Origin of the sequence: Goodfellowiella coeruleoviolacea, assembly GCF_024171785.1 — a bacterium.
Taxonomy (GTDB): Bacteria; Actinomycetota; Actinomycetes; order Mycobacteriales; family Pseudonocardiaceae; genus Goodfellowiella; species Goodfellowiella coeruleoviolacea.
Genome location: NZ_JAMTCK010000003.1, coordinates 146,811 through 170,454 on the forward strand (window position 1 = coordinate 146,811; position 23,644 = coordinate 170,454).

At 73.5% G+C, this 23,644-nt stretch carries 22 protein-coding genes, 1 tRNA gene, 1 other RNA gene and 1 CRISPR repeat array; of the genes, 12 read left to right on the forward strand and 12 right to left on the reverse strand.

Annotated features, from left to right (window positions below; all coding sequences use genetic code 11):
• Window positions 1–24 precede the first annotated feature (24 nt).
• Window positions 25–642, reverse strand: coding sequence for a TetR/AcrR family transcriptional regulator (locus tag LX83_RS06680; protein ID WP_253768193.1), 618 nt, complete (start codon window positions 640–642; stop codon window positions 25–27).
• Window positions 643–725: 83 nt separating this feature from the next.
• Here LX83_RS06680 and LX83_RS06685 point away from each other — a divergent pair, with 83 nt between their 5' ends.
• The 4 genes from LX83_RS06685 (at window position 726) to LX83_RS06700 (ending at window position 4,650) form a co-directional block, all read left to right on the forward strand.
• On the forward strand, window positions 726–1,493 hold the full coding sequence (locus LX83_RS06685; RefSeq protein ID WP_253768195.1) for an SDR family oxidoreductase: 768 nt from the start codon (window positions 726–728) through the stop codon (window positions 1,491–1,493).
• 217 nt (window positions 1,494–1,710) lie between these two features.
• The gene (gene tcuA, locus LX83_RS06690) at window positions 1,711–3,198 is read left to right on the forward strand and encodes an FAD-dependent tricarballylate dehydrogenase TcuA (protein WP_253768197.1); all 1,488 of its coding nucleotides are present in this window, start codon (window positions 1,711–1,713) and stop codon (window positions 3,196–3,198) included.
• A 347-nt stretch (window positions 3,199–3,545) separates the two neighbouring features.
• A complete protein-coding gene (locus LX83_RS06695; RefSeq protein WP_253768199.1) occupies window positions 3,546–4,178 on the forward strand; it encodes a GntR family transcriptional regulator in 633 nt (210 codons plus the stop codon).
• Between the two features lie 181 nt (window positions 4,179–4,359).
• Window positions 4,360–4,650 carry a hypothetical protein gene (locus tag LX83_RS06700; RefSeq protein WP_253768201.1) on the forward strand — a complete coding sequence of 97 codons (291 nt, stop codon included), beginning with the start codon at window positions 4,360–4,362 and terminating at the stop codon, window positions 4,648–4,650.
• 1 nt (window position 4,651) lies between these two features.
• On the opposite strand, the gene LX83_RS06705 is transcribed toward LX83_RS06700, so the two are convergent.
• The 5 genes from LX83_RS06705 to ffs form a co-directional block, all read right to left on the reverse strand.
• The gene (locus tag LX83_RS06705; protein ID WP_407649495.1) at window positions 4,652–5,383 is read right to left on the reverse strand and encodes a uridine kinase family protein; all 732 of its coding nucleotides are present in this window, start codon (window positions 5,381–5,383) and stop codon (window positions 4,652–4,654) included.
• A gap of 43 nt (window positions 5,384–5,426) precedes the next feature.
• Window positions 5,427–6,035 carry a recombination mediator RecR gene (gene recR, locus LX83_RS06710; RefSeq protein ID WP_253768203.1) on the reverse strand — a complete coding sequence of 203 codons (609 nt, stop codon included), beginning with the start codon at window positions 6,033–6,035 and terminating at the stop codon, window positions 5,427–5,429.
• A gap of 24 nt (window positions 6,036–6,059) precedes the next feature.
• The gene (locus LX83_RS06715) at window positions 6,060–6,380 is read right to left on the reverse strand and encodes a YbaB/EbfC family nucleoid-associated protein (RefSeq protein ID WP_301327763.1); all 321 of its coding nucleotides are present in this window, start codon (window positions 6,378–6,380) and stop codon (window positions 6,060–6,062) included.
• 210 nt (window positions 6,381–6,590) lie between these two features.
• Window positions 6,591–8,816, reverse strand: a complete 2,226-nt coding sequence (locus tag LX83_RS06720) for a DNA polymerase III subunit gamma and tau (protein WP_253768207.1) — start codon at window positions 8,814–8,816, stop codon at window positions 6,591–6,593.
• A 31-nt stretch (window positions 8,817–8,847) separates the two neighbouring features.
• Window positions 8,848–8,942: signal recognition particle sRNA small type (gene ffs / locus LX83_RS06725), an RNA gene on the reverse strand.
• A 613-nt stretch (window positions 8,943–9,555) separates the two neighbouring features.
• Here ffs and LX83_RS06730 point away from each other — a divergent pair.
• From LX83_RS06730 to LX83_RS06740, 3 genes are all read left to right on the forward strand, one after another.
• Window positions 9,556–10,518 (forward strand): trypsin-like serine peptidase, encoded by a 963-nt coding sequence (locus LX83_RS06730; RefSeq protein WP_253768209.1) that lies wholly within the window; start codon window positions 9,556–9,558, stop codon window positions 10,516–10,518.
• 139 nt (window positions 10,519–10,657) lie between these two features.
• Window positions 10,658–11,428 (forward strand): hypothetical protein, encoded by a 771-nt coding sequence (locus LX83_RS06735; protein WP_253768211.1) that lies wholly within the window; start codon window positions 10,658–10,660, stop codon window positions 11,426–11,428.
• A gap of 742 nt (window positions 11,429–12,170) precedes the next feature.
• A tRNA-Ser gene (locus tag LX83_RS06740) sits at window positions 12,171–12,258 on the forward strand.
• A gap of 135 nt (window positions 12,259–12,393) precedes the next feature.
• Window positions 12,394–12,906: a CRISPR direct-repeat array (repeat unit 25 nt; unit sequence CCACCCCCGCGTGTGCGGGGACCAC).
• Window positions 12,907–13,452: 546 nt separating this feature from the next.
• Here LX83_RS06740 and LX83_RS38635 read toward each other — a convergent pair.
• Complete coding sequence (locus LX83_RS38635; protein ID WP_407649496.1) at window positions 13,453–13,926, reverse strand: winged helix-turn-helix transcriptional regulator; 474 nt, start codon at window positions 13,924–13,926, stop codon at window positions 13,453–13,455.
• A gap of 121 nt (window positions 13,927–14,047) precedes the next feature.
• On the opposite strand from LX83_RS38635, the gene LX83_RS06750 reads away from it, so the two are divergent.
• Together LX83_RS06750 and LX83_RS06755 are read left to right on the forward strand one after the other, a co-directional pair.
• Entirely contained in the window at window positions 14,048–14,230 is a 183-nt protein-coding gene (locus LX83_RS06750; protein WP_253768213.1) for a hypothetical protein, read from the forward strand.
• Window positions 14,175–14,795, forward strand: a complete 621-nt coding sequence (locus tag LX83_RS06755; protein ID WP_253768215.1) for a Rossmann-fold NAD(P)-binding domain-containing protein — start codon at window positions 14,175–14,177, stop codon at window positions 14,793–14,795. Before LX83_RS06750 ends, LX83_RS06755 begins: the two co-directional genes overlap by 56 nt.
• Here LX83_RS06755 and LX83_RS06760 read toward each other — a convergent pair.
• The gene (locus LX83_RS06760; protein WP_253768217.1) at window positions 14,781–16,232 is read right to left on the reverse strand and encodes an MFS transporter; all 1,452 of its coding nucleotides are present in this window, start codon (window positions 16,230–16,232) and stop codon (window positions 14,781–14,783) included. The genes LX83_RS06755 and LX83_RS06760 overlap by 15 nt on opposite strands.
• A 309-nt stretch (window positions 16,233–16,541) precedes the next feature.
• Here LX83_RS06760 and LX83_RS06765 point away from each other — a divergent pair, with 309 nt between their 5' ends.
• Genes LX83_RS06765 through LX83_RS06775 form a run of 3 tightly spaced genes read left to right on the forward strand, consistent with a single transcriptional unit; the run spans window position 16,542 to window position 19,491 of the window.
• On the forward strand, window positions 16,542–17,669 hold the full coding sequence (locus LX83_RS06765) for a sensor histidine kinase (RefSeq protein ID WP_253768219.1): 1,128 nt from the start codon (window positions 16,542–16,544) through the stop codon (window positions 17,667–17,669).
• Window positions 17,666–18,832 carry a hypothetical protein gene (locus tag LX83_RS06770; protein WP_253768221.1) on the forward strand — a complete coding sequence of 389 codons (1,167 nt, stop codon included), beginning with the start codon at window positions 17,666–17,668 and terminating at the stop codon, window positions 18,830–18,832. The genes LX83_RS06765 and LX83_RS06770 overlap by 4 nt, the downstream gene beginning before the upstream one ends.
• Before the next feature lie 26 nt (window positions 18,833–18,858).
• Window positions 18,859–19,491 carry a response regulator gene (locus LX83_RS06775; RefSeq protein ID WP_308203924.1) on the forward strand — a complete coding sequence of 211 codons (633 nt, stop codon included), beginning with the start codon at window positions 18,859–18,861 and terminating at the stop codon, window positions 19,489–19,491.
• A gap of 21 nt (window positions 19,492–19,512) precedes the next feature.
• Here LX83_RS06775 and LX83_RS06780 read toward each other — a convergent pair whose 3' ends face one another.
• The 4 genes from LX83_RS06780 to LX83_RS06795 all read right to left on the reverse strand — a co-directional run bounded on the left by LX83_RS06780 (window position 19,513) and on the right by LX83_RS06795 (window position 23,644).
• Window positions 19,513–20,055, reverse strand: coding sequence for a YbaB/EbfC family nucleoid-associated protein (locus tag LX83_RS06780; protein WP_253768223.1), 543 nt, complete (start codon window positions 20,053–20,055; stop codon window positions 19,513–19,515).
• Window positions 20,056–20,112: 57 nt separating this feature from the next.
• A complete protein-coding gene (locus tag LX83_RS38340; RefSeq protein WP_253768225.1) occupies window positions 20,113–21,912 on the reverse strand; it encodes an alpha/beta hydrolase in 1,800 nt (599 codons plus the stop codon).
• A gap of 6 nt (window positions 21,913–21,918) precedes the next feature.
• On the reverse strand, window positions 21,919–22,554 hold the full coding sequence (locus tag LX83_RS06790; RefSeq protein ID WP_253768227.1) for a WXG100 family type VII secretion target: 636 nt from the start codon (window positions 22,552–22,554) through the stop codon (window positions 21,919–21,921).
• Between the two features lie 82 nt (window positions 22,555–22,636).
• Window positions 22,637–23,644: a proline racemase family protein gene (locus LX83_RS06795; RefSeq protein WP_253768228.1), complete on the reverse strand. Its 1,008-nt coding sequence runs from the start codon at window positions 23,642–23,644 to the stop codon at window positions 22,637–22,639.

Here is a 23,644-nt window from a genome sequence, read left to right on the forward strand (position 1 = left end):
GCGGCGGTGCGGCCCCGGCCGTGCTCAGCGGCGCGGCCCCGGCCAGGCCGCCAGGGCCAGCTCGGCGACCTCGGCCAGCTCCGCCGCTGACGCGCCGTCGCGGGCGCGCTGCGACATGCCCTGCACGACCGTGGCGACGTAGTGGGCCAGGGCGCGGGGGTTGACGTCGGCGGGCAGCTCGCCGTCCTGGCGCGCCCGCTCCAGGCGTTCCTGGAGCACGCCCAGGTTGGTGTTGCGCAGCTCGCGCAGGAAGTCCGCCACCTCGGCGTCCTGCGGGCCGGTGTTGGTGGCGGCGGTGATGATCAGGCAGCCGCCCGGGTGGGCGGGGTCGGCGTAGTTGGCGGCCGCCTCCCGCAGGATGCGGGCGATCGCCCGGTGGGCGGTGGGTTCCTCGGCCAGGGCGACACCGACGAACCCGGCGTTGGGGGAGCGCGCGTAGTCGGCCACCACTTCGCGGAACAGGGACCGCTTGTCGCCGAAGGCCGCGTACAGGCTGCCCGGCCGGATCCCCATCGCCTCGGTCAGCTCGCCGATGGAGGTGGCGGCGTAGCCGCGCTCCCAGAACAGCCGGGTGGCCGCCGCCAGCGCCGCGCCCCGGTCGAACGTGCGCGGCCGGCCGCGCCTGCCAGCTGTCTCGGTCACCCCGCAATTTTAGAGCGAACACTCAACAAGTTGTGCTACGGTCCTTTCTTGAGTGATCGACCAACAAATGGAGGGTGATCGACATGGGTGCACTGGACGGCAAGGTCGCGCTGGTGACCGGCGGCAGCCGGGGGATCGGCCGGGCCATCACCGAACGGCTGGCCCGGGACGGTGCCGTGGTCGCGGTCGCGTACGCCCGGGACCGGGCCGCGGCGGACGAGGTCGTCACGCGGGTGCGGGACACCGGCGGCCGGGCCTTCGCGATCCAGGCGGAGTTGGGCGTGCCCGGGGACGCCGCCCGGCTCTGGGCGGCCTTCGACGCGCAGGTCGAGGCGCACGCGCCCGGCGGCGGCGTCGACATCATCGTCAACAACGCGGGCATCGGCTGCGACCGCGACCTGGCCTCGCTCACCGAGGCCGAGTTCGACCAGGTCTTCGCGGTGAACGTGCGCGCGCCGTTCTTCATCGTCCAGCACGGGCTGAAGCGGCTGCGCGACGGCGGGCGGATCATCAACATCTCCAGCGGCGCCGCCCGCCTCGCCATGCCGAACGGCATCGCCTACGGCTCCACCAAGGGCGCGCTGGACACCTTCACCCTCAACCTCGCCAAGGAGCTGGGCGCGCGGGGCATCACCGCCAACTCGGTGGCCCCCGGGATCATCGACACCGACATCAACGCCGGGTGGCTGCGCGACAACCCGGAGGCGCAGGCCAACGCGGGCGCGCTGGCCGCGCTCGGCCGGGTCGGCCAGCCCGAGGACGTGGCCGACATCGTGGCGTTCCTCGCCTCGGACGACGCGCGCTGGGTGACCGGTCGGGTGGTCGACGCGACCGGTGGCTCGGGGCTGTGACCGCCCGGGCGGGGGCGTGGCTCGGGGGCGTTGCCGAGCCCGCCGCCGGCCACCGCTCGTGACCGGTCCCGGTGCGCGATCGCCGGCATCGACCGCTGAGCCGCCGGGCCCGGGACTGACCCCGGGTCACCCCGTGGACAGGTCTGTATACACGCGAATACAGTCGTGCGCGAAACGGGCGACCCGGGCGGTCCAGGGCAGTGGAGAAGGGGCAGACGTGACGGACTTCGACGTGATCGTGGTGGGTGGCGGCAACGCCGGGTTCTGCGCGGCCGAGTCGGCCGCCGAGCACGGCGCCCGGGTGCTGCTGTTGGAGAAGGCCCCCGAGGCGGAGGCCGGCGGCAACTCCTACTACACCGCCGGCGCGTTCCGCGTCGCGTTCGAGTCCGTCGCCGAGTTCCGCGACCTGCTCGACCCGGACACCACCGACCGGCTGGACCGCACCGTGGTGCCGGCCTACCCGGCGAGCGCGTTCGAGGCGGACATGCGGCGGGTCACCGACGACCGCTGCGACCCGGTGCTGACCCGGGTGCTCGTCTCCCGCTCCGCCGACACCGTGCGCTGGCTGGCCGGCAACGGCATCCGGTGGCGGCTGATGTACGAGCGGCAGGCCTACGAGTCCAACGGGTCGTGGGTGTTCTTCGGCGGCCTGTTCCTGGGCACCGTGGACGGCGGCAAGGGCCTGATCGCCCAGCACACCCGGGCCGCGCGGGACGCGGGCGTGCGGATCCGCTACGGCGCCGAGGTGGTCGGGCTGGAGCTGGCCGACCCGGCGGTGCGCGGCGTGCGCTACCGGACGGCCGACGGCACCGAACACGTGGTCACGGCCGGCGCGCTGGTGCTCACCGCCGGCGGCTTCGAGGCCGACCCGGACCGCCGCGAGCGCTACCTCGGCCCCGGCTGGGGCCAGGCCTACGTGCGCGGCTGCGCCACCAACACCGGTGAGGTGCTGGACCTGGCGCTGGCCGCGGGCGCGGCCCGGCACGGCGACTGGTCCTCGTGCCACAGCGTGGCCTGGGACGCCGGCGCGGACCGGGCGGCCGGCAACCGGGAGCTGACCAACCAGCTCACCCGGCAGAGCTACCCCATCGGCATCGTGGTCAACGAGAACGGCCAGCGGTTCCTGGACGAGGGCGCGGACTTCCGCAACTACACCTACGCCAAGTACGGCCGGGAGATCCTGCGCCAGCCGAACGGGCGGGCGTTCCAGCTGTTCGACGCCAAGACCCGGCCGCTGCTGCGCACCGAGGAGTACGACTCCCGGCCGATCAGCGAGGCCGTCGCGGACAGCCTGCCGGAGCTGGCCGCCAAGCTCGGCATCGACCCGGACGGTCTGGTTCGGACGGTCACCGAGTTCAACGGCTCCATTGTGGACGTTCCGTTCGACCCGGCGGTCAAGGACGGCCGCGCGGCCCGGGTGGACCCGCCCAAGTCCAACTGGGCGCAGGCCCTGGACACCCCGCCCTACTACGGCTACGCCGTGGGCTGCGGCATCACCTTCACCTTCGGCGGGGTGCGCATCGACGAGTCGGCCGCGGTGCTCGACGAGAGCGGTACGCGCATCGCCGGCCTGTACGCGGCCGGCGAGCTGGCCGGCGGGCTGTTCTCCGGCAACTACCCGGGTGGCACCGGGCTGACCGCGGGCGCGGTGTTCGGCCGGCTCGCCGGCGAGCACGCCGCCAGGCACGCGCGCGCGTCGGCGTGAGCGACAGCTAACCGCGCGCCGCGGGTGAACGGCGGTCACCGCGGGGCCTGATGCCCAGGGCGGTGACCGCGACGAGGGCGGTGGCACGTGCGACGAGTACGCGCTCACCGACATGGGCCGCGACCTGCTCCCGGTCGTCCTCGGCCTGGCGCCGGCCGCCGACCGCCACCTGATCCGCCACACCAGCCCCCGGCCCGGTTCCACCCGGGCGCGCGGCGCCGGGCGACTGGAGTGCATACGACGGTATGCTGAGGCGTTCGCACCTGACCCGGTCAGGTGAACGGCGCCGTTCGGCGGACCCTTGCCCGGCGGACGGTGGTTCGGCAGACCGTGGAGGCGGGGAATCGGTGCAGGCCGAGGTCTATGACCGGTTGCGGGCGGAGATCGTCGCCGGCGAGTTCGACGCGGGCGCGCCCCTGCTGGAGCTGGTGCTGGCCGAGCGCTACGGCACCAGCCGCACCCCGGTCCGGGAGGCGCTGCGCCGGCTGGAGCAGGACGGCCTGGTCGAGCGCGGGGAGCGGGGCATGCGGGTGCGCACCCGCAGCCCCGAGGAGATCCTGGAGATCTACGAGGTGCGCATCGCGCTGGAGGCCACGGCGGCCAGCGCCGCCGCCGAGCGGCGCACCGAGTTCGACCTGATCCGCATCCGCAGCGCCATGGCCACCATGGCGGCCACGCCCACCACCGACCCCCGGGCCATGGCCGCCACCAACCGCGCGGTGCACGAGGCCATCTGGGCGGCCAGCCACAACGGCACCGTCGTGGACCTGCTCACCCGGCTGAACAACCACCTCACCCGCTACCCCGCCACCACCCTGGCGGCCGAGGGCCGCTGGGTCGAGGCGCAGCGCGAGCACGCGGAGATCCTCGCCGCCATCGAGGCCCGCGACCGGGACCGGGCCGCCGAGCGCGCCCGCGCGCACATGACCAGGGCCAGGGACCTGCGCCTGGCCATCTACCGCGCCGAACTCGGCGGCTGACCCGGCCACCCGGGCGAGGCCGTGAACCCAGCCAGCGCACCACCCGATCGAGCCGCTGATCACCCTTCGTGGTCGCGTCGGTGGACTGAATCGCTCACCCGAGTGGTGGCATGGTCTCCATCGAGTGGATCAACACCAATGGGGTAGATCGGACCAACCGGGTGACGCCAGCCTGTGTGCCATGACGAGGAATACGAACACCAGGTCCACGCTGGCCCACCTCAGCCGCCTCGGCGGCGCACTGCTGATCGCCGCGGGCGCGCTGGTGGTGACCAGCACGGCCGCCCAGGCCGACCCGGAGGACTGCGTCGACTACGCGGTCGCGGCGGGCGCGGCCGAGGAGACCGCCGAGATCGCCTGCGGCGCGGAGATCCCCGGGATGTGCGAGCAGATCCTCGGCTGGGCCTACCCGGGCCAGGCGTGGGCGACCGAGGCGTGCGCGCTGGCCGTCGAGGACGGCATCGAGGACTGAGTCAGTCCACCCCGGTGGACGCGCCCCGGTCCCGGGGGACCAGCCGCAGGTCGGCCCGGTCCGGGGTGCGGTCCACCGCGAACCAGCCGCGTTCGAACTCCTGCCAGCGGCGCAGGTGCTCCCGCGAGTTCTCCCCATCCCTGGCCACGGCCCGGGCCAGCCGCAGGTCCGGATCGGCCAGCTCCACCCACACGCTGCGGCTCAGCAGCGCCGCACCGGCCGCCCGTGCCGCGGACACCCCCTCGATGACCAGCACCCGGGGCACGGGCACGGCCACCCACTCGCCCAGCCGGGGCAGGCCACCCGGCCACTCCACCCGCTGGTAGCGACCCGGCCGTCCGGCCGCGAGCGGGCGCAGCACCCCGTTCACCAGGCGCGGCCACCACGCCACGGGATCGTCCCAGGTGGCGAAGTGGTCGGTGGGCACCAGCACGGTCGCGACCGCCCGGCCGCGCAGTTCCGCGGCGACCAGGCCGGCCAGCGTCGACTTGCCCGACCCGGACGGCCCGTCCACGGCCAGCACCCGCACCCGACCGAGCCGGGCCGGCGCGGCCAGCACCGCGTCCGCCACCAACCCGACCACGTCAACCGGCACGGCCGCGTCACCCGACTCCGCCGGGGCAACCGATCCGGTCACGGCAACCGACCCGGCCGGCTCGCCGTGGCTGCCAGCCACCAGCCAGGCGTGCCGAGGACCCGGCGGGCAGTCGGCCGCGCCGGTGCGCACGCTCATCGGGTCCGGGTCCACCAGCACCGGGTGCTGCCGCCGCCCAGCCTCACACCGCGCGCCGGCCGGACAGCGCCCGACCCAGCGTCAGCTCGTCGGCGAACTCCAGGTCACCGCCCATGGGCAGGCCCGAGGCGAGCCGGGTGACGGTGAGACCGGGGAACTCCCGCAGCAGCCGGCCCAGGTAGGTCGCGGTGGCCTCGCCCTCGGTGTTCGGGTCGGTGGCCAGGATGACCTCGCTGATGTCCACCCCGTTGACCTGCTGGCCGATCCGGGACAGCAGCTCCCGCACGCGCAGCTGGTCGGGACCGATCCCGGACATCGGATCGAGCGAGCCGCCCAGCACGTGGTAGCGGCCCTTGAACTCCCTGGTCCGCTCGATGGCCAGGACGTCCTTGGGCTCCTCGACCACGCACACCACGCTGGCCTCGCGCCGGGGGTCGCGGCAGATCCGGCAGGTGTTCTGCTCGGACACGTTGCCGCAGACCTCGCAGAACATCACCCCTTCCTTGACCCGCTGCAGCGCCTCCTGCAGCCGCGACACGTCCGCCGGGTCGGCGGCGAGCAGGTGGAAGGCGATGCGCTGCGCGCTCTTCGGGCCGACTCCGGGAAGCCGCCCCAACTCGTCGATCAGATCCTGAACAGGTCCTTCGTACACCCGGTCCGTCCGTGCTCGTGCGTATCAGAAACCAGGGAGACCGAGGTTGCTCAGGTCTCCGCCGAGGCCGCCGGCCAGCGGCCCCATCTTGTCCGCGGCCAGCTTCTGCGCCTTGGCGTTGGCGTCCCGGACCGCGGCGACCACCAGGTCGGCCAGGGTCTCGGTGTCGTCGGGGTCCACCGCCTGGGGGTCGATCGACAGCGCCTTGAGTTCACCGCTGCCGGTGACCGTCGCGGTGACCAGGCCGCCACCAGACGTGCCGGTCACCTCGGCCTCGGCAAGCTCCTGCTGTGCGGCGACAAGCTGCTGCTGCATCTTCTGAGCCTGCTGAAGGATCTGTTGCATGTTGGGCTGGCCGGATTGCACCACGGGGTCCTCTCGTCGGTCCTACTGCCGAGGCTGTTCGCTTGATCTCGCGCTCGGTCCGCTCCTCGCTGTTCCAGCGTGCTCACCAGCGTAGCCACGTCGATCGGACACGCCGTGACGCGCGGGTATGTCGCGGGCGGCCGACGCCTCACCGGGTGGCCGGGCGCGTGCCGCCGGGCTGGCCGGCACTCACCTCTGGTTGAGCGGACGCGCCCCCAACTCGTCGGCCAGCAGCTGCAACATCACTTCCTCGGGGTCGCGGGTCACCACCTGCCGGCTGGGGTCCGCCGGCCGGGACGCCTCGGCGAGCAGCTCCTCCTCGTCGTCGGGCTCCGGCGGCAGGGGCTCGTCCGGGTCGAGCGGCTCGTCCGGCGGCGGGATGTCCGGCCCGGCGAACGAGCGGCGGCCCGGCCCACCGGCCACCTGGGCCGCTGTCCGCTGCTGGGATTGGTGCTGGTGGGCTGGCTGCTGACCGGGGCCGGCCGCCGTGGGCGGCTGGGCGGGCCGGTCGGCCTGCGGGGCCTGCTGGCTGGGTCGGGTCGGCGCGGCGGGCCGCTGCCGGGGCTGGCTGGCGGCCGGGCTCGGCGCCGCCCCCCGCTCCGCGTGCACGCAGCGCACCTGCCACTCACCGCCCAGCACGTCCCGCACGGCCTGGGCGATCGTGTCCAGGTTGCGCGCGTCGGACAGCCGGCGGGCCAGTGCCGCGGCCGGGTGGGCCAGCACCACGGTGTCCTCGGTGACCTCGTGCACGGTGGCGTTGGTGAGCATCGCCTCCAGGCTGCGGCTGCGGGTGCGCACCGCGGCCAGCAGGCTGGACCACATCCGCCGGATGCCCGCGGCGTCCACCACCCCGGGACCCGCCTGGCCGGCCGCCCCGGGGGCGGCGGCGACCGGAGCGGCGGCTGGCGCGGCCGAGGGGCGGGGCGCCTGCCTGGGCGGTTCCGCCGCCGGCTGGGCCACCCGGTGCCCGGCCGGCGCGCCTGCCGTCGGCTGGGCACTCGGCGCCTGGGCACCCGGGGCTGGAGCGGCAGCGGACGCGGCCTGGGCGGGCTGCGCCGCTGGGACGGTCTGGGCGGCCTGGGGAGTCTGGGGGGCCTGGGCGGCTCGCTGGGACGGGCGCTGGAACACGGGCCGACCAGCGGGAACAGCCGCCTCAGCCGGGGCGGGGCCACCTGCCGGGGCCGCGGTCCCCACCGCGCCCACCGGTGCCACGCCCGCCGGTGCCATGCCCGCCGGGGCGGCACCCGCCTGCACGGCCACGGCCCGGCGCTCCAGCTGTTCGACCCGCTGCAACACGGCCGACTCGGTGTCCGAGGCCGAGGGCAGCAGCATCCGCGCGCACATCAGCTCCAGCACCAGCCGGGCCGCCGTGGCCCCGCGCATCTCGGTCAGGCCGGTGTGCACGATCTCGGCGTAGCGGGACAGCGTGCCCGCCCCGATCTGCTCGGCCTGGGCGACCATCTTGGTCAGCTCGTCCTCGGGCGCGGACACCAGCCCGCGCTGGGGCGCGTCCGGCACGGCCTTGAGCAGCACCAGGTCGCGCAGCCGGTCGAGCAGGTCGGCGGCGAACCGGCGCGGGTCGTGGCCGGCCTCGACCAGCCGGTCGATCGTGGAGTACACGGCGGCGCCGTCGCCGGCGCCCAGTCCGTCCACCATGTCGTTGATCAGGGCGTTGTCCGTGACCCCGAGCAGCGCCATGGCCCGCTCGTAGGTGACGCCCTCGGGCCCGGCCCCGGACAGCAGCTGGTCCATCACCGACTGGGTGTCCCGGGCCGACCCGCCGCCGGCCCGGATGACCAGCGGGAACACCGCCGGGTCCACGGTCACGCCCTCGGCGGCGCAGTTGCGCTCCAGCAACCCGCGCATGGCGCCGGGCGGGATCAGCCGGAACGGGTAGTGGTGGGTGCGCGACCGGATGGTCGGCAGCACCTTGTCCGGCTCGGTGGTGGCGAAGATGAAGATCAGGTGTTCCGGCGGCTCCTCCACGATCTTCAGCAGGGCGTTGAAGCCCTGCGTGGTGACCATGTGCGCCTCGTCGATGATGAACACCCGGTAGCGGGACTCGGCCGGCGCGTAGAACGCCTTGTCGCGCAGCTCGCGGGCGTCGTCAACACCACCGTGGCTGGCCGCGTCCAGCTCGACCACGTCCACGCTGCCGGTGCCCTCGGGGGCCAGCCCCTGGCAGGAGTTGCACTCCCCGCAGGGGTCGGGCGTGGGGCCCTTGGCGCAGTTCAGCGAGCGGGCCAGGATCCGGGCGCTGGACGTCTTGCCGCAGCCGCGCGGCCCGGAGAACAGGTAGGCGTGGTTGACCCGACCGGCGGCCAGCGCGGTGCGCAGGGGCTCGGTGACGTGCTCCTGCCCCACGACCTCGGCAAACGAAGCCGGTCGGTACTTTCGGTAAAGGGCGAGCGCCACGGATGCGACCCTACCTGCTGGGTCCGACAACAAAAGGGGACCCCGCGCACCCGTCAGAGCTCGCTTATCCTTGCTGCCTTCCGGCCCTGGGGAGGTTCACGAGATGGACGCCGCGCGGGGTCCGGCTCCAGTGTAACTGACCCGACGGAGTGACCCGCCGACCGCCCCGCGACCCCACCCGCACCGGGGCCCTGGCGCGTCCGGCCCGGCGGTGCGCGCGGGCGCGGCGAGTGGGCGCGGAGCAATGGCGGGTTCGCCGGCCCGAACAGGAGCCGGAGCGCGCAATTCGCGATGGCCCCGCCGGTCATCGCGGCAGACCACCACCACCTGGCGTGCGCCATCCCGGGCAACACGGCGGTGCGGCACTGATTAGCCCGAGACCATTTCCCCTTTTCTCCGCCGGCCCGTCCCTTTTCTCGAATCTCTCGAATCCGATTCACCCGGTTTCCGCCGGGCCCGACCGGTGGCACCGCGTGCCCCCGTTCGGCCCAGTGCGCAGCGCGTCCGTCGACTCCTGGGCCGACCGGCCGAACCGCGGCGACGTGCTGTCGCGAACCCGGTGCACGTCACTTCTCGTAACCATTTGCGGCACGTCGGAAACGGGTCGTGCGGATTTGGGCAAAGTTCTTCTGGCCGCACCGGGTCACCGCTTACCATTCGCCTAATTCTCGGCCATCCGGTGTCCTCCCCGGCTCGTGGCACGAGTTCTCCCTTGTCATCACCTGACGGAGGCCCATCGGTGGCTCGTAGTTTTCGCAGTGCCCTGTCCACCCTGTTATCCGCCGCACTGACCCTCGGGGCGGTGACCGCGGCACTGGCCCCACCAGCCGCCGCGGCGCCCGCCACCACCGCCGACGAACCGGACGGCTGGGTGGCCAACGACGGCCGGAGCGGCGTGGCCACCCAGTCCACGGCCGAGAGCGGCGGCACCCCGTACAACGTGGGCACCGGCGCGCTGTCCGAGGTGGTGTCCGGGTTGAGACAGGCGGTCGGTGGGCTCGGCCCGGCTCCCCGCGCCGCCGAACCGCCGGCCATGACCCCCTTCTCGGTGATCGGCCCGGACGACCGCGTCCAGGTCACCGACACCACCCAGTTCCCGGCCAGGGCCACGGTGTACTTCACCTACCAGGGCATCTGGTGCACCGGGTGGATGTACGCGCCGAACATGGTCGGCACCGCCGCGCACTGCCTGCACACCGGCGGCGCCACCGGCGCCTGGCGCAGCGGGTTCCGCGCCTACCCGGCGCGCGCCGGCGCCGAGTCGCCGTTCGGCTCCTGCGACGTGACGGCCGCGTTCGTGCCGGCCGCCTGGGTGCGCGACGCCGCCGCCGAGCACGACTACGGCGCGCTGCGGCTGGACTGCGCGGTCGGCGTGGCCACCGGCTGGTACGGGCTGCACTACGGCCCCGAGTCGCTGACCGGCGCCGAGGTCACCATGAACGGCTACCCGCAGGACAAGCCCAGCGCCACCCAGTGGACCAGCCGGGGACAGGTGGTGTCCGACAACGGCCGCTCGCTGGCCTACACCGCCGACTCCACCGGCGGCCAGAGCGGTTCCCCGGTCCACGGCTCGGTCGCGGGCGCGGAGTGCTCCCCGCACTGCCTGCTGGCCGTGCACGCCTACGGCGGCTCGGACAGCAACAGCGGCCCCAAGCTCACCCGTGACGTCTTCGACAACCTGCTGGCCTGGCGCGACGCCTGAGTCCACAGTGGACTAACTGGGGGTGGACCTTCCGCCGGTGGCGCGACCGGCGGAAGGCGACACTCCGGACGAATTGACTGTGGATTCGCCCAGCCTCCACCCCATAAGCTCCGTGTGACCTGGATCATGGGGGTGTGGGGTGAACACTGGGGATACCGTCACCGAACTCGGCTCGGTGATCAGCAGACACCAGGTGGCCAACGACCGCCGGTGGCGGACCGCCGCCGTGGTGCTGGCGATCGGGGTGCTCCTGGCCATCGGCGGCGTGCTCCTGCTGGGGGCCGGGTCGGGACGGACCACCGGCTTTGTCATCGGACTCGCCGTCGTCAGCCTGGCCCTCGGCCTGGTGCAGGTGGGCAAGGCGATCCGGGGCGGCTCCGGCGAGTACCTGGAGGTGCGGGCGGACGGGCTGGTGCACGGCTCGGCCAAGCGGACCCGCTCCTGGGGCTGGGACCAGGTCGCCTACGTCGAGGTCAGGGAACGCCCGGCCACCGCTCCGCTGGCCAAGTACTTCGGGCTGAACTACCGCGCCTGGATCGGTCTGTCCGACGGCGCCAAGATCCGGGTGGACGGGTTCACCGACCGCCCCGACCTGTTCGTCCGCGAGCTGCACAACTGCTGCGCCTCGGCGTTCCGGCCGGAGGGCCCTGGTGGTTGGGTGCGCCTGGTGTGGGCCTACCCGGTGCTCTCGGCGGCGTGCGTCGGCGGGATCGTCTGGATCGTCAACTACATCAACCACCTCGACGACGTCGCCAGGCAGGCGGACGCCAACTCCGAGGCGGTCCAGGTGCCGGAAGCCAGTGACACCACGTTCATGTTCCTCGGGCTCGGTTCCGCGGCGCTGGGCTTTCTCGCGCTGGTGTTCGTGATCTTCTTCTTCATGGCGCTGGTGCTCCGCCGCCGTCGCTGACCGGCCAACCCGCCACGGTTCTCCACACCTGGGGAACAACCTGTGGATAACTCGAACTGATGTTCGATCTCGGCCGGGATCGGCCGGGCCGACCCACCGCCCGGTGCGCGCCTGGCCGAGGTCGCGGCCACACTCGACGCACGGCTCGCCGACGCCGACGAGCCACCTCAGCACTGCGGTAGCTCACCGAGGACTGGCGAGGTTGTGATGACCAGGGACACCAGGGTTCCGGGAGTGGATGCGGGGCAATCTCGACCGGGTCGCTGCTCACTTCAGGGCGACGATCACCGGCGGGCCGATGTTCGGTTGGCTTGACCGCTCGATCGGTGCGCCAGTGACCAGGGGTGAGGAACGGTACTGGCTTCGGGTGATGTCCGAGGGGCTCGGCTGTGCCGACGAGGACTTCTGGACCGGGAACGCCGACGCGGATGCTGTCACCGACATCGCCAAGCCCCGCGCGCTGGGGGTGTTCGAGTGGGCGGACTGACGGCAGCAGCGTGCCGAGTTGATGACTCGGATGCCGGGCCACCCCTGCTCGTCGGATGAGTTGTTGCGGACCGGGATCGACCTGCCCGACCAGTGGTGGGCGGACCTGCGTCGCGCCGCTGCACCGGCACGCGCACGCCATGCTGAGCGCTTGACGATCACTGGTGAGCGTTGTGCAAGCTCCCGCCACCCCGCGCGCACCCCCACCTACCAGCCGTTTTGGCTGGTCAGCGATCCATCCGGTACCCTCTTCGGCGGAGGATTCGCATAGTGGCCTAGTGCGCACGATTGGAAATCGTGTTGGGGTTGATAGCCCCTCGCGGGTTCAAATCCCGCATCCTCCGCAGGGCAGAGGCCCCGGACAGCAGCAACGTCCGGGGCCTCTGTCATTGGTGGGTCTCAGTTGACCACGCTAGCGGGGACGAGAGCGCCAGACTCCCCGTCGTCACCCTCGTCCGAAACACCTCAGCCTGACGGGGCCACCCCCGCGTGTGCGGGGACCACCATCACCTCGGCACGCTGGTCGCGCCAGCCCTGGGCCCACCCCCGCGTGTGCGGGGACCACGAGGGGCCCCCGTGGGCGAGGTTGTGCAGCTGGGACCACCCCCGCGTGTGCGGGGACCACCCGTAGACGGCCCGTGGGCGGACGGCAGGGAGGGGACCACCCCCGCGTGTGCGGGGACCACGACCAGCACCCCAGCGGTGCGCAGGAACGGCCGGGACCACCCCCGCGTGTGCGGGGGCCACCGGCGGCGGCACCATCGACCTGGAGGCGGGGGGGGGACCACCCCCGCGTGTGCGGGGACCACTGATGCGCCGCCTCGCCGGCGTCTTGGTCGCACGGACCACCCCCGCGTGTGCGGGGACCACTCTGCGGGGTACCGCTAACAACAGATGTCGAAAGGACCACCCCCGCGTGTGCGGGGACCACGATGCGCAGGCCGTAGACCGCGCGCCTGTTGCCGGACCACCTCCGCGTGTGCGGGGACCACACTTTCTGACCAGCAGGTTTCTTTACTGATCATGCCAGATTTGACCAGTCGGACGAAGCTGGAAACGCTGGCTCGGCGGATGTGCTGGTGAGTGACATGGCAGTGGTAGTCCGGACACTCCGAGGGTTGGTGCCAAACGGACGCGCCGGGTGGTGAGGTTTCCTTCCTGGGCCATCACGGCTATGCCTGACTTCGGAACCCCGAGCGTCGGGCGACACGCCGGGAGGTTCCGAAGTCGAATACGGCGTGTCGTCTCGCCCACTGGGATTTCGTGGCGGGTGCGCTGTGGTGGTGGAATGGTTGTCCCTGGCCAACCAGGGTGGCCAGCTCTCATCGGCCCCGCAGGGGATCGCAACCTTGGTGATTCGCTCGTACGGAGCTTGGGGCATCGGTGGCCAGCTCTCATCGGCCCCGCAGGGGATCGCAACGGCCCGTGGCGCCCATGCACGCCGTCATGCACGTGTGGCCAGCTCTCATCGGCCCCGCAGGGGATCGCAACGGGTACTGCTCGATGCGGTCAGTGCGCTGGTGGACCGTGGCCAGCTCTCATCGGCCCCGCAGGGGATCGCAACAAGGCTCGAACTTCCGGGGCCGTCGGCGTTCTCGGGGCTGGTCAGGGGTGCTGGCCAGGTCGTAGCGCGCCTGGGCGGTGGTCACGTCGTCGCCGTGGTCGGCGGCCCATTCGGCCAGTGCGGACAGGGGGACCAGCAGGGTGCGGCCGAGGTCGGTGAGCGCGTACTCCACGCTGGGGGGCACGGTGGGGTGAACGGTGCGGCTGACCAGCCCGTCGCGTTCCAGGTTGCGCAGGGTCAGGGTGAGCATGCGCTGGCTGACCCCCTCGATGGACCGGTGCAGTTCGTTGAACCGGTGGTTGCGCCTGCCCAGGAGCACCACGACCAGCACGCTCCACCGGTCGCCCACCCGTCGCAGGATGCCGGTGACCGGGCATGCCTGGTGCTGCGCCACCTCGATGGGCACCGGCAGGTCGAAGCTGGGCACAACAGCCTCACCAACTGACATGAATGTGCCTTCTTTCGGCGTGGCCGGGACTTTCCAGCAATTACCGGCAGCACGCCTGGTCGGCCACGGTCCCGCCGGGCGGTTCGGTGGGCATCGCCCGTACCAGTCAGGGGAGCAGATGATGATCGCGGTGACCGGCGCGTCCGGACAGCTCGGCAGGGCCACCATCGGGCATCTTGTCGAACGGGTGGACGCGGCCCGGGTGGTGGCGGTCACCCGCACGCCGGCGCGCGCCGCCGACCTGGGGGGTGCGGACCAGGGCGGCCGACTTCGACGACCCGGACTCGATGGTGCGCGCCGGTGATCCCGTCAACCCGATGGCGCTGCTCGACGAGTACCGGGAGACCGAGCAGGTGCTGGCCGCCGAGGGCGTGCCGGTCACCGTGCTGCGCAACAACATCTACGCGGAGATGCTCGATCTGACCATGCCGCTGGCCCAGGCCGTGGCCACGGGCGTGCTCCCCGCGGTCGACCAGGGCCACGTCGGCTACGTCACCAGGGACGACTGCGCCGCCGCGGCCGCCGCCGTGTTGGCCGGGGGCGGTCACCAGGGCCAGTACCTGGACATCACCGGACCGGCGGCGGTGGACGTCGCCGGCATCGCCGAGGCGCTGGGCCAGGCCACCGGCCGGGCCGTGCACCACCAGTCGCGGACCGAGGCGGAGGCCGAGGCCGCCCTGCGCGCACGCCTGCCGGAGCAGGTGCGCGCCGCGCCGACGGCCCTGGAGTCGGCTTTCGCGTTCTCCAGGGCCGGGCGGGCTGGCTGGTTCGACGTCACCACGCACGCGGTGGAGCGGTTGACCGGCACGCCGGCCACCTCGCTCGTCGACCACTTCGCCAGCCGGCGGGACGTGCTACTCGGGGCGTGACACGGCGTCGCCGGGGGTGCTGGCGGGATCGCCGGACCTGATCGTGCCGCCGGGGCCGACCGGGGCGCCGGGGGTGGCCGCGCTGTTGGCCGAGGTCGAGCGGTTGGTCTGGATGGGGATCTGCGGGTCGGGGGACCGGGTGGACTGGGTCAGGTCGGGGTTGGCCCGCTCGCCGCGGGGCCGGGGGAGCTTGCGGTCGGGGCGCTGGCCGGGGTGGCCGGGCCGCCGTGGTTCCGGGCGTTTGCCGGGTGGGGCTGGTCTGCCCGGTTCCACGGCGGCGTCGGATCGGGTGGTGGGTCGGACCCGGCTGAGCATCCGGCGGCCGATGAACACGAGCAGCAGTGCCGGGACGATCAGGGTCGCCGTGCGCAGGCTGATCGTGTCGGCGAGGGCGCCGAGCGCGAGGGTGGCCGAGCTGATCGCCACGCCGGAGGCCAGCGCGCACCTGGCCGCGGCCCGCGCGGTCTGGTGCGGCCAGGTGGCCAGTGCCTGGGCCAGGGTGATCGGGTACAGCAGCGCGACCCCGAGGCCGGCCAGCACCAGGCCGGCCACAGCCACCACCGCGGACAGCGCCAGCCAGAACAGCCCGAACCCGATCAGCGCCAGGGTGGCCATGCTGATGAGCAGGCTGCGCGGGTCCGGGATGAGCCGGGTGGCCACGCCGGTCAGCACCCGGGCGACGGCCATGCCCAGCACGAATCCCGTGGCCAGGGTGACCGCGGTGTCGGTGGCCATGCCCAGTTGGTTGTGCAGGTAGTCGCCGGCCCAGAAGATCAGGCAGAACTCCACGGCGACGGCCAGCACCAGGTCGGTCCACCAGGTGCGGAACGCCCGGGGCATCCGCCCGACGGCGCGGGCGGCGGCCGGGGGCTGCTGGTCCAGGTGCGGTGCTGGTGCCCTGGTGCGGGCCAGCATGATCAGCAGGACGCTGACGGCCACCACGGGTGGGCCGGCGAACCCGAGCCGCCAGCCGAAGCCGAGGGCCAGTGCGGCGCCGATCACCAGTGGGGCGATCACCGAGGAGGTGCTGCTGGTGGCGTTGGCCTCGCCGATCGGAACGGCCGCCTGGTCGCGGTGTTCGGCCCGGAGGTTGGCCGGGGCCAGGTACACGATCGCGGCGGCGCCCAGGCCCATCAGCAGGGCGCCCGCGCTGCTGGGCGCCCGGTCGACCGCCAGGGCGAGGATGGTCATGCCGGTGGCCAGGGTGCCGAGGGCGACGGGCAGTGCCCGGCGGCCCAGCAGGCGGGCCACCCGGTCGCCGGCGAGGCCGATGACGATCAGGCCGATGGCGAACGTGGCCGGGTAGAGCGCCACCTCCACCCGGCTGAGGTCTCGTTCCACGCGCAACTCGGGCAGGATCGCGCCGAGCGCGGTGAACAGGTAGCCGGCGCAGCCCTGTGCGCCGTAGTTGATCAGGGTGTTCTTGCTGCGTTTCATGGGGGACCTGACCTCATTGCAGCGTCAAGAGTGATGTTGAACACGTCTGAGTCGTACCCGAGTCGGTCGAAGTTGGCGAGATGCAAGAACTCTTTGTGGGTACTTTTCCGCCCTAAAACAACCTGAGTAGGTGACTAGTCCACCAACAGGCCGCCACCCCGCCCACACCCGCGCGCCGGGGCGGCGAGCAGCGGCCGTTCGGGGCTTGCCCGGGCCGCCAGCGCCGGAAGATGATCGGAGCCCGCCAGCGGATGGCCGGTCAGCTCGCCGGCGGCATCGGGTGACGACGCGGGGGGCGCGGAGGACGACGTGACTGGCGCGGCACAGCGGTGGTTGTGGCTGCTGGCGTTCCGCTACGCCGGCATCGGCCGCACCGTGATCGCCGCACTGGCCGGCGCGCTGGGCATCGTGGTGGCACCGCGGTCGTGGCTCGCGGTCGCGGTGGTCGGCGCGGTGGTGTGCTGGAGCGCCGGCTACACCTGGCTGCTCGCCAGGGGCCGCCAGCCCGGCTGGCTGGTGCCGTTCGACGCGCTGGTCGTCGCCGGCGCCTGCCTGACCCAGCGGTGGACCGTGCCGGCGGACGCGCTCGCCACCAACCAGGGCTGGGTGCTGGCCCTGGCCTCGATCACCGTGGTGGCCTGCCAGTGGCACACCGATGGGTGGCGCGGTGCCGGGGTGGTGGTCGCGGTGGACGCCGCCTACCTGGGCGGGGTGCTGCTCGCCGCGCCCGAGCGGCTGGCCGGTCCACTGGAGATGGTCGTCTGGTTGCCGGTGGAGGCCGTGCTGGGCCGGCTGCTGTGGCGGCTGGTGCGGCGCGGCGGGCAACGCGCCGACGAACTGGCCGCGCGCGCCGAGGCCACCCGCCGGGCCGAGGCCGTTGCCGAGGCGGTGCGCGCCGACGAGCGGGCCCACGCCGCGACCCTGCACGACACCGCGGCCAGCACCCTGCTGATGGTGGGGCTGGGCCAGGTCGGCCCGGCCGACACCTGGCTGCGCGACCAGGCCCGGCGGGACCTGGACTCGCTGGGCGAGTGGTCCACCCCGCCCGGCCGGGACCAGGACGTGGTGCCCGGACTGCGCGAGGTGATCCAGGCCAGCCGGGTCGCGGTCACCCCGGAGCTGCCGGCCGAGCTGACCGTGCCGGCCCGGGTCGCGGCGGCGCTGTGCGGCGCGGTCGGGGAGGCGCTGACCAACGTCGGCAGGCACGCGGGCGTGTCCACCGCGACCGTCACGGCCGGCGTGGTGGCCGGCCGGGTGGTGGTCGAGGTGGCCGACCAGGGGCGGGGATTCACCCCGGACGAGGTGTCGGCCGGCCACTACGGCGTGTCCCGGTCCATCCGGGCGCGGATGGCCGGCGTGGGCGGGCGCGCCGAACTGACCTCCGCGCCCGGTCGCGGCACGACCGTGCGGCTGGCGTGGCCAGGGGAGACGGCATGAGTGACCACCTCGCGCGGTTCACCGTCAGCTTCCTGCGCAGCCTGCGGATCGCGGTGCTCACCGTGGTGGCCGTCATCCTGTTCTTCCTGGTGCTGCCCAACCTGCTGGCCCGGGTGAGCGCCCAGCCGGGGCCGGCCGTCCAGCTCGGCGGGTACCTGCTGCTGGTGGCGGCCCTGGTCGCGGACGCCGTGCTGGTGGCGCGCGACCGGTCCTGGGGCCGGTGGCGCTGGCCGGTGCTGCTCACCCTGCTCGCCGCGTACCTGGGGTTCACCCTGCTGCTGCCGCCCGGCGCGGTGTTCACCATCGACAACTGGTTCTTCAGCGCGATCGGCTGGTTCGGCGTGCTGGTGCTGTTCGACCGGCCGCTGGTGTCGGTGGTGGCGTTCGTGGCCGGTTGCCTCGCGGTGACCGCCGTGCCGGTCGTGCTGCTCGGCCCCGCCGACCGGCCGGCACTGGTGGGCCTGGGCATCACCGCCGTGTCGGTCGGCGGCTTCCAGGTGCTGACCGCCACCGCGGCCGGCGCGCTGCGCCGGATCGCCGGTGCGGCCGCCTCGGACGCGGCCACCGCCGAGCGGGCCCGCACCCGGCGGGAGGTGGCCAGGCAGGTGCACCTGGACCGGCGGCGCCGCTACCACGAGATCGCGGACACGGCCCGCCCGCTGCTGGCCGGCCTGGCCGACGGCACGCTCGACCCGGCCGACGAGACCGTGGTCCGGCGGTGCGCGATCGAGGCCGCCCGGATGCGCCGGCTGTTCGCGGAGAGCGACGACATCGGCGACAGGCTGCTCAACGAGCTGCGCGCGTGCGTGGCCGTGGCGGAGCGCAGGGGAGTCCTGGTCAACCTGATCGTGCAGGGCGGCTGGCCGGAGCTGCCGCGCGAGGTGCGGCGGGCGCTGACCGACGCGCCCATGCACGTGTTGAGCACGGCCGTGGGCGCGGCGCGGGTCACCGTGGTCGGCAGCACCGAGGTGGATCAGCGGGGGAACGCCGTGCGCACCGTCGCGGTCAGCGTGCTCGCCGACCAGCCGGGCACCCCGGCGGTCAGCGGCGTCGAACCGACCGAAACCAGCGGGGTGCGCACCACGTCCATCCTTGACGGAACCCGGGTGTGGGTGGAGGCGACATGGCGAGCGGACCGCGGATCACCGGGCGCAGTCCGGTGAGAGCTGAGTCATCACGGATCACGGCGGTGATCCTCGACGACCACCCGGCGATCGTCGCCGGGGTGCGGGCCTGGTGCGGCCAGGCCGATCCGCCGATCGAGCTGGTCGACGCCGGCGACCAGATCAGTCGCTTGTGGACGGAGCCGGGCGCGTCCGCGGACGTGGTCGTGTTCGACCTGCACCTGGGGCGCCAGCCGCTGTTCCGGGAGCTGGCGCGGCTGGTGGACGCCGGCCGGCAGGTCGTCGTGTACTCGCAGCGCGCGGACGGGCCCACCGCGCGGGAGTGCGTCCGGCTCGGCGCGTTCACCTACCTCACCAAGGCCGAGGGCCACCAGCACCTGGTGCCGGCCATCCAGGCGGCGGCCCGGAACGTGCCCTACACCCCGCCCGCGCTGTCCGGCGCGTTCTACGCGGACGACGGCCCGGACCGGCCCGCGCTGAGCAACGCCGAGCGGGAAACCCTGCGCGCCTGGTTCGAGAGCGACTCCAAGCGCCTGGCCGCGCACAAGCTGCACCTGTCGGTGAAGACCGTGGAGACCTACATCGAGCGGGTGCGCATCAAGTACGCCAACGCCGGCCGCCCCGCCCGCACCAAGGCCGCCCTGCTGGAACGCGCCATCCAGGACGGCCTGGTGCACCCGGACGAGCTGGCCGGCTGACCGGCGCCGGCGGCCGTCCGGTCACCGGCGGCGGCGCAGGATCGGGCCGTCGTCGTAGCCGCCCTCGTCGTGGATTCCGCTGTCGTGGCTGCTGCCGTGGGCGCCGCGGGTGGCCGCGTCCAGCACCGGGGCCCGACGCACCGGCGGCCCCGACCGGGCCGCGGCCTGCCAGGCCGGCAGTGCTGGCTGCCCCGGCTGCCCCGGCTGCCCGGGTTGCGCCGGTGGGGGCGTGAGCGGGGGCGGCGGTGGTTCGGGCTGCCGGGTGAACCGCACGGCCGCGCTGTCCTCCCCGGCCAGCGCGGCCAGCACGGCGGGCAGCTGCTCGGTGGCCCTGTTGTGCGCGAACCGGGCGGTGGCCAGCACCGCCGCGGCCAGCGCCTGCCGCGGCATGCGCTCGGCGGCGTGGCCGAACTCGATGTCGCGCAGTGCCCCGCTGGCGTCCACGGTCACCGTGACCGCGCCGTCCGGGGTGCTGGCCGTGCCGGCCAGCGCCCTGATCTTCGCCCGGATCTCCTCCGCCCTGGCCACCAGGTCGCCGGTGGCCGGCGGGATCGGACTGGTCATCGTGTTTCCTCCGCTCGGGGCGGACCGCCAGGACCACGTCCCGTCGGTCACCGGCCGCTACCAGGTGCGGCGCGTGACCGCCTGGTAGTCGCCGGCGATGATCGCGCCCATGTTGGCCATGGCGGCCGAGTTCGGGTCCCAGTAGTAGTTGTGCGCCTCGACCGGGTTGCCCGGCCCTGGGCCGCTGTCGAACACGGTGGCGCCGAAGTCCTGGTTGTCCGGGTTGTTGTTGTGGCCGATGACCGTGGTCCTGATCATGTCCCACTGCGTGGTGGACGCCCACACGTGCGGGTGGCCCGGGTCGCGCGCGGGGTCGCCGGGTGGCACGTGCAGGTCGGCCGCCTTGCCCACGTCCATGCCGGGGCTGCCGATCGCCACGATGTCGTCGACGAACGGCACCCCGCCGGCACCGCGGGCCGCGTTGCCCACCACCACCGACCCGTAGCTGTGTCCGATGAGGACGTTGTGGGCGTCGCTGCCGGGGTTGCGGGTGGCCTGCAACCCCTGCTCGAACTGGTTCAGCTTGGGCGCGCCCTGCTCCGCCGAGCCGGACGTGGCGGCGTCGACGCTGGCCGCCGAGTCGGGCGCGTCGTAGTTGTCCCACCAGATGACCGCTGTCGGGCCGGCGCCCTTGGCGGCGGCGGCCTTGAGGAAGTTCTCCGAGTAGTTCATGGAGAAGGTGGCGTTGCCCTCGTCCAGTTTGGAGGTGACGCCGGGAACGACGGTCGCCACGTTCTGCGCGGCGTCCGGGTTGTTGCTGGCCACGATCATGTGGCCGGTGCCGGCGGTGTCGATCTGGAGCAGGAACTTCGGGGCGTTGGTCGTGCGGAAGTCGGCGGCCGTCTGCGGGATGTCCGTGGTGGGGAAGCCGTCCGCGTACCCGGGCCCGCCGTTGGCCGGCCCCAGGTTCTGCCGCAACCGCTCCATCCCGGCGGTTTTCGTCTCCAGGTCCTCGACCTGCCGCAGCCACTGCTGTTGGCGCGCCTGGAACGACGCGGGTGGCTCGCCGAAGAACGGTGTCGGCTGGTTCTTCCTGAGGTCGTCGAGGTCCTGCCTGGTCCGCTGGATCAGGGTGGCCAGGTTGCGGCGGTTGGCGTAGTCCCGGACGGCCGAGGGAATGCCGTCGGTCGAGCCGACGTAGCCGGGGAACTTCTGCGCGTACTCCTTCTTCCGCTCCTGGGGCAGGCCGTCCCACCACTGCTTGACCCCGGCCGGGTCGGCGCCGGCCGGTGCGTCCGGCGGGACGGCGTTCCTGGCCACCTGCGCGGCGGTGCGGCCGAGGCCGGCCGCGGCCGGTGCGGTCGAGGCGGGGTGCGTGGCGGCGGTGTCGCGGGCGCTGGCCGGGCCGCCGCCGGTGGGTGCCAGCGCGTCCAGTGCGGCGGCGGCGCGCTGGTCGGCGTCGTTGGCCGACCGGACCGCGCCGGTGATCTCCCGGCTGAGCAGTTCGGCCGAGGCCATCACCACCGGCAGGTCGGCGGTGTTGCCGGTGATCCGGGTGGGGTCGATGGTCACCGCGCCGCCGGGGCCCACCACCAGGCCCAGCGCGCCCGCCTGCTGGCGGGCCTGGGTGAGCCGGGCCTGCGCGCCGGCCACGTCCTGGGCGGCCTGGCGCAGGGTGGCCGACACCTGGCGCAGCGGTTGCTCGTGCCCGGCCAGGCCCTGGGTGAGCTGGCTGATGTGGGTGCGGGCGGCGGCGCTGGCCTGCCCGGTCCACGCGTCCGGGGGCAGGCCGGCGTCCACCTGGGACCGCCACTGGTCGTGGTGCCCGGCCAGGGTGGTGGCCAACCGCTCCCACTGGTCGGCCAGTCCGGTGAACACCGCCGGCTGGGCGTTCACCACGTCGTCGTATCCGAGCACGTCCGCTCACCCCTGCCCGTTCTGGCTGCGGATTGCCTTGAACCGCAAGCCATTTCCACTGTCCACATCGGAGTAGTGCGCGACCGTCTCGGCGAGCCCGCCGCCCACGGCGCGCACCCGCCGCGCGGTGTCGCCGAGGTGCCGTTCCCACGCCCCCGTGCAGCGCTCCAGCGCGCCGCCGAGCGCCCAGCCCGCGTGCTGGCCGGACGCGGTGAGCGAGCCGGCGAACCGGCTCACGGTGTCCGCGATGTCGTCACCGATCCGGGTGGCGTGCCCGCTGACCGCCCGCAGCTGGCCAGGGTCTACGTGGAAACCGGTGCCGGAGCCAGCACCAGCGCCGCCGGGCGCGGCCGGCTGGCGGACGGGTGGCGGGCCGTCCACGGGCAGCCGGCCGGTGATGGTGATCGGTGGGACCAGCTCGTCCGAGCCGGGGGAGATCGGCCGGATGTCGCCCGGCGGGTCGGTGGTGATCGGGAACCGGTCGGTCGGCGCCGGTCTGATCTCGTGGGGTGGCCGCAGGATCGGGAGTTCGTCGTCCGGGGCGGGCAGCGGGTGGCGGGGCGGGCCGATGACCCGGCCGGTGCGCTGGTCGATGGTGGCGTGCGCGCGCACGGTGTCGGCCGGGTCCACTGGTGTCGTCATGCCGTGCAGCATCGCGGAATCCGGTCGCGAGGTGTGTCAGGTGAACAGCCCACACCGCGCGAACACCCAGGCCGAAACCCGCTCAGAGCACGAAACCCGTGGGGAACGGGTCGGTCGGGTCGAGCAGGTACTGGCCCATGCCGGTGATCCACGCCCGGCCCGTCACCGTCGGCACCACGGCCGGCCGGTCGCCCACGGTGGTGGCCTCGACCAGCCGGCCGGTGAACCGGGTGCCGATGAACGACTCGTTGACGAAGTCCTCGCCCAGGGCGAGTTCGCCGCGCGTGTGCAGGGCGGCCATCCGCGCGCACGTGCCGGTGCCGCACGGCGACCGGTCGAACCAGCCGGGGTGGATGGTCATGGCGTTGCGCGAGTGGCTGCCGGTTTCCCGAGTGCCCGGCGCGGTGAACTGCACGTGCTTGCAGCCGGCGATGTCCGGGTCGGTCGCGTGCACCGGCCGGCGCCGCGCGTTGATGGCGTCCATGATGGACAGACCGGCGGCGAGGATGCGGTCCTTCTCCCTGCGGTCGAAGGGAATGCCCAACTGGTCCAGCGGCAGGATCGCGTAGAAGTTGCCGCCGAAGGCCATGTCGTAGCGCACCTCGCCCAGGCCGGGCACGTCCACCACCGCGTCCAACTCGTCGGTGTAGGCCGGCACGTTCTGGATGGTCACGTGCTTGGCGTGCCCGTCGGCCACGGCCACCTCGGCCACCACCAGCCCGGCCGGCGTGTCCAGCCGCACCCGGGTGACCGGCTCGACCACCTCGACCATGCCGGTCTCCACCAGCACCGTGGCCACGCCGATGGTGCCGTGCCCGCACATCGGCAGGCAGCCGGACACCTCGATGTAGAGCACGCCCCAGTCCGCGTCCGGCCGGGTCGGCGGCTGCAGGATCGCGCCGCTCATGGCCGAGTGCCCGCGCGGCTCGTTCATCAGCAGGTGCCTGAGGTGGTCCAGGTGCGCCATGAAGTGCGTGCGCCGCTGCGCCATGGTCGCGCCGGGGATCACCCCGACCCCACCGGTGACCACCCGGGTGGGCATGCCCTCGGTGTGCGAGTCGACCGCGCTGAAGTACCTGCTGGCGCGCAT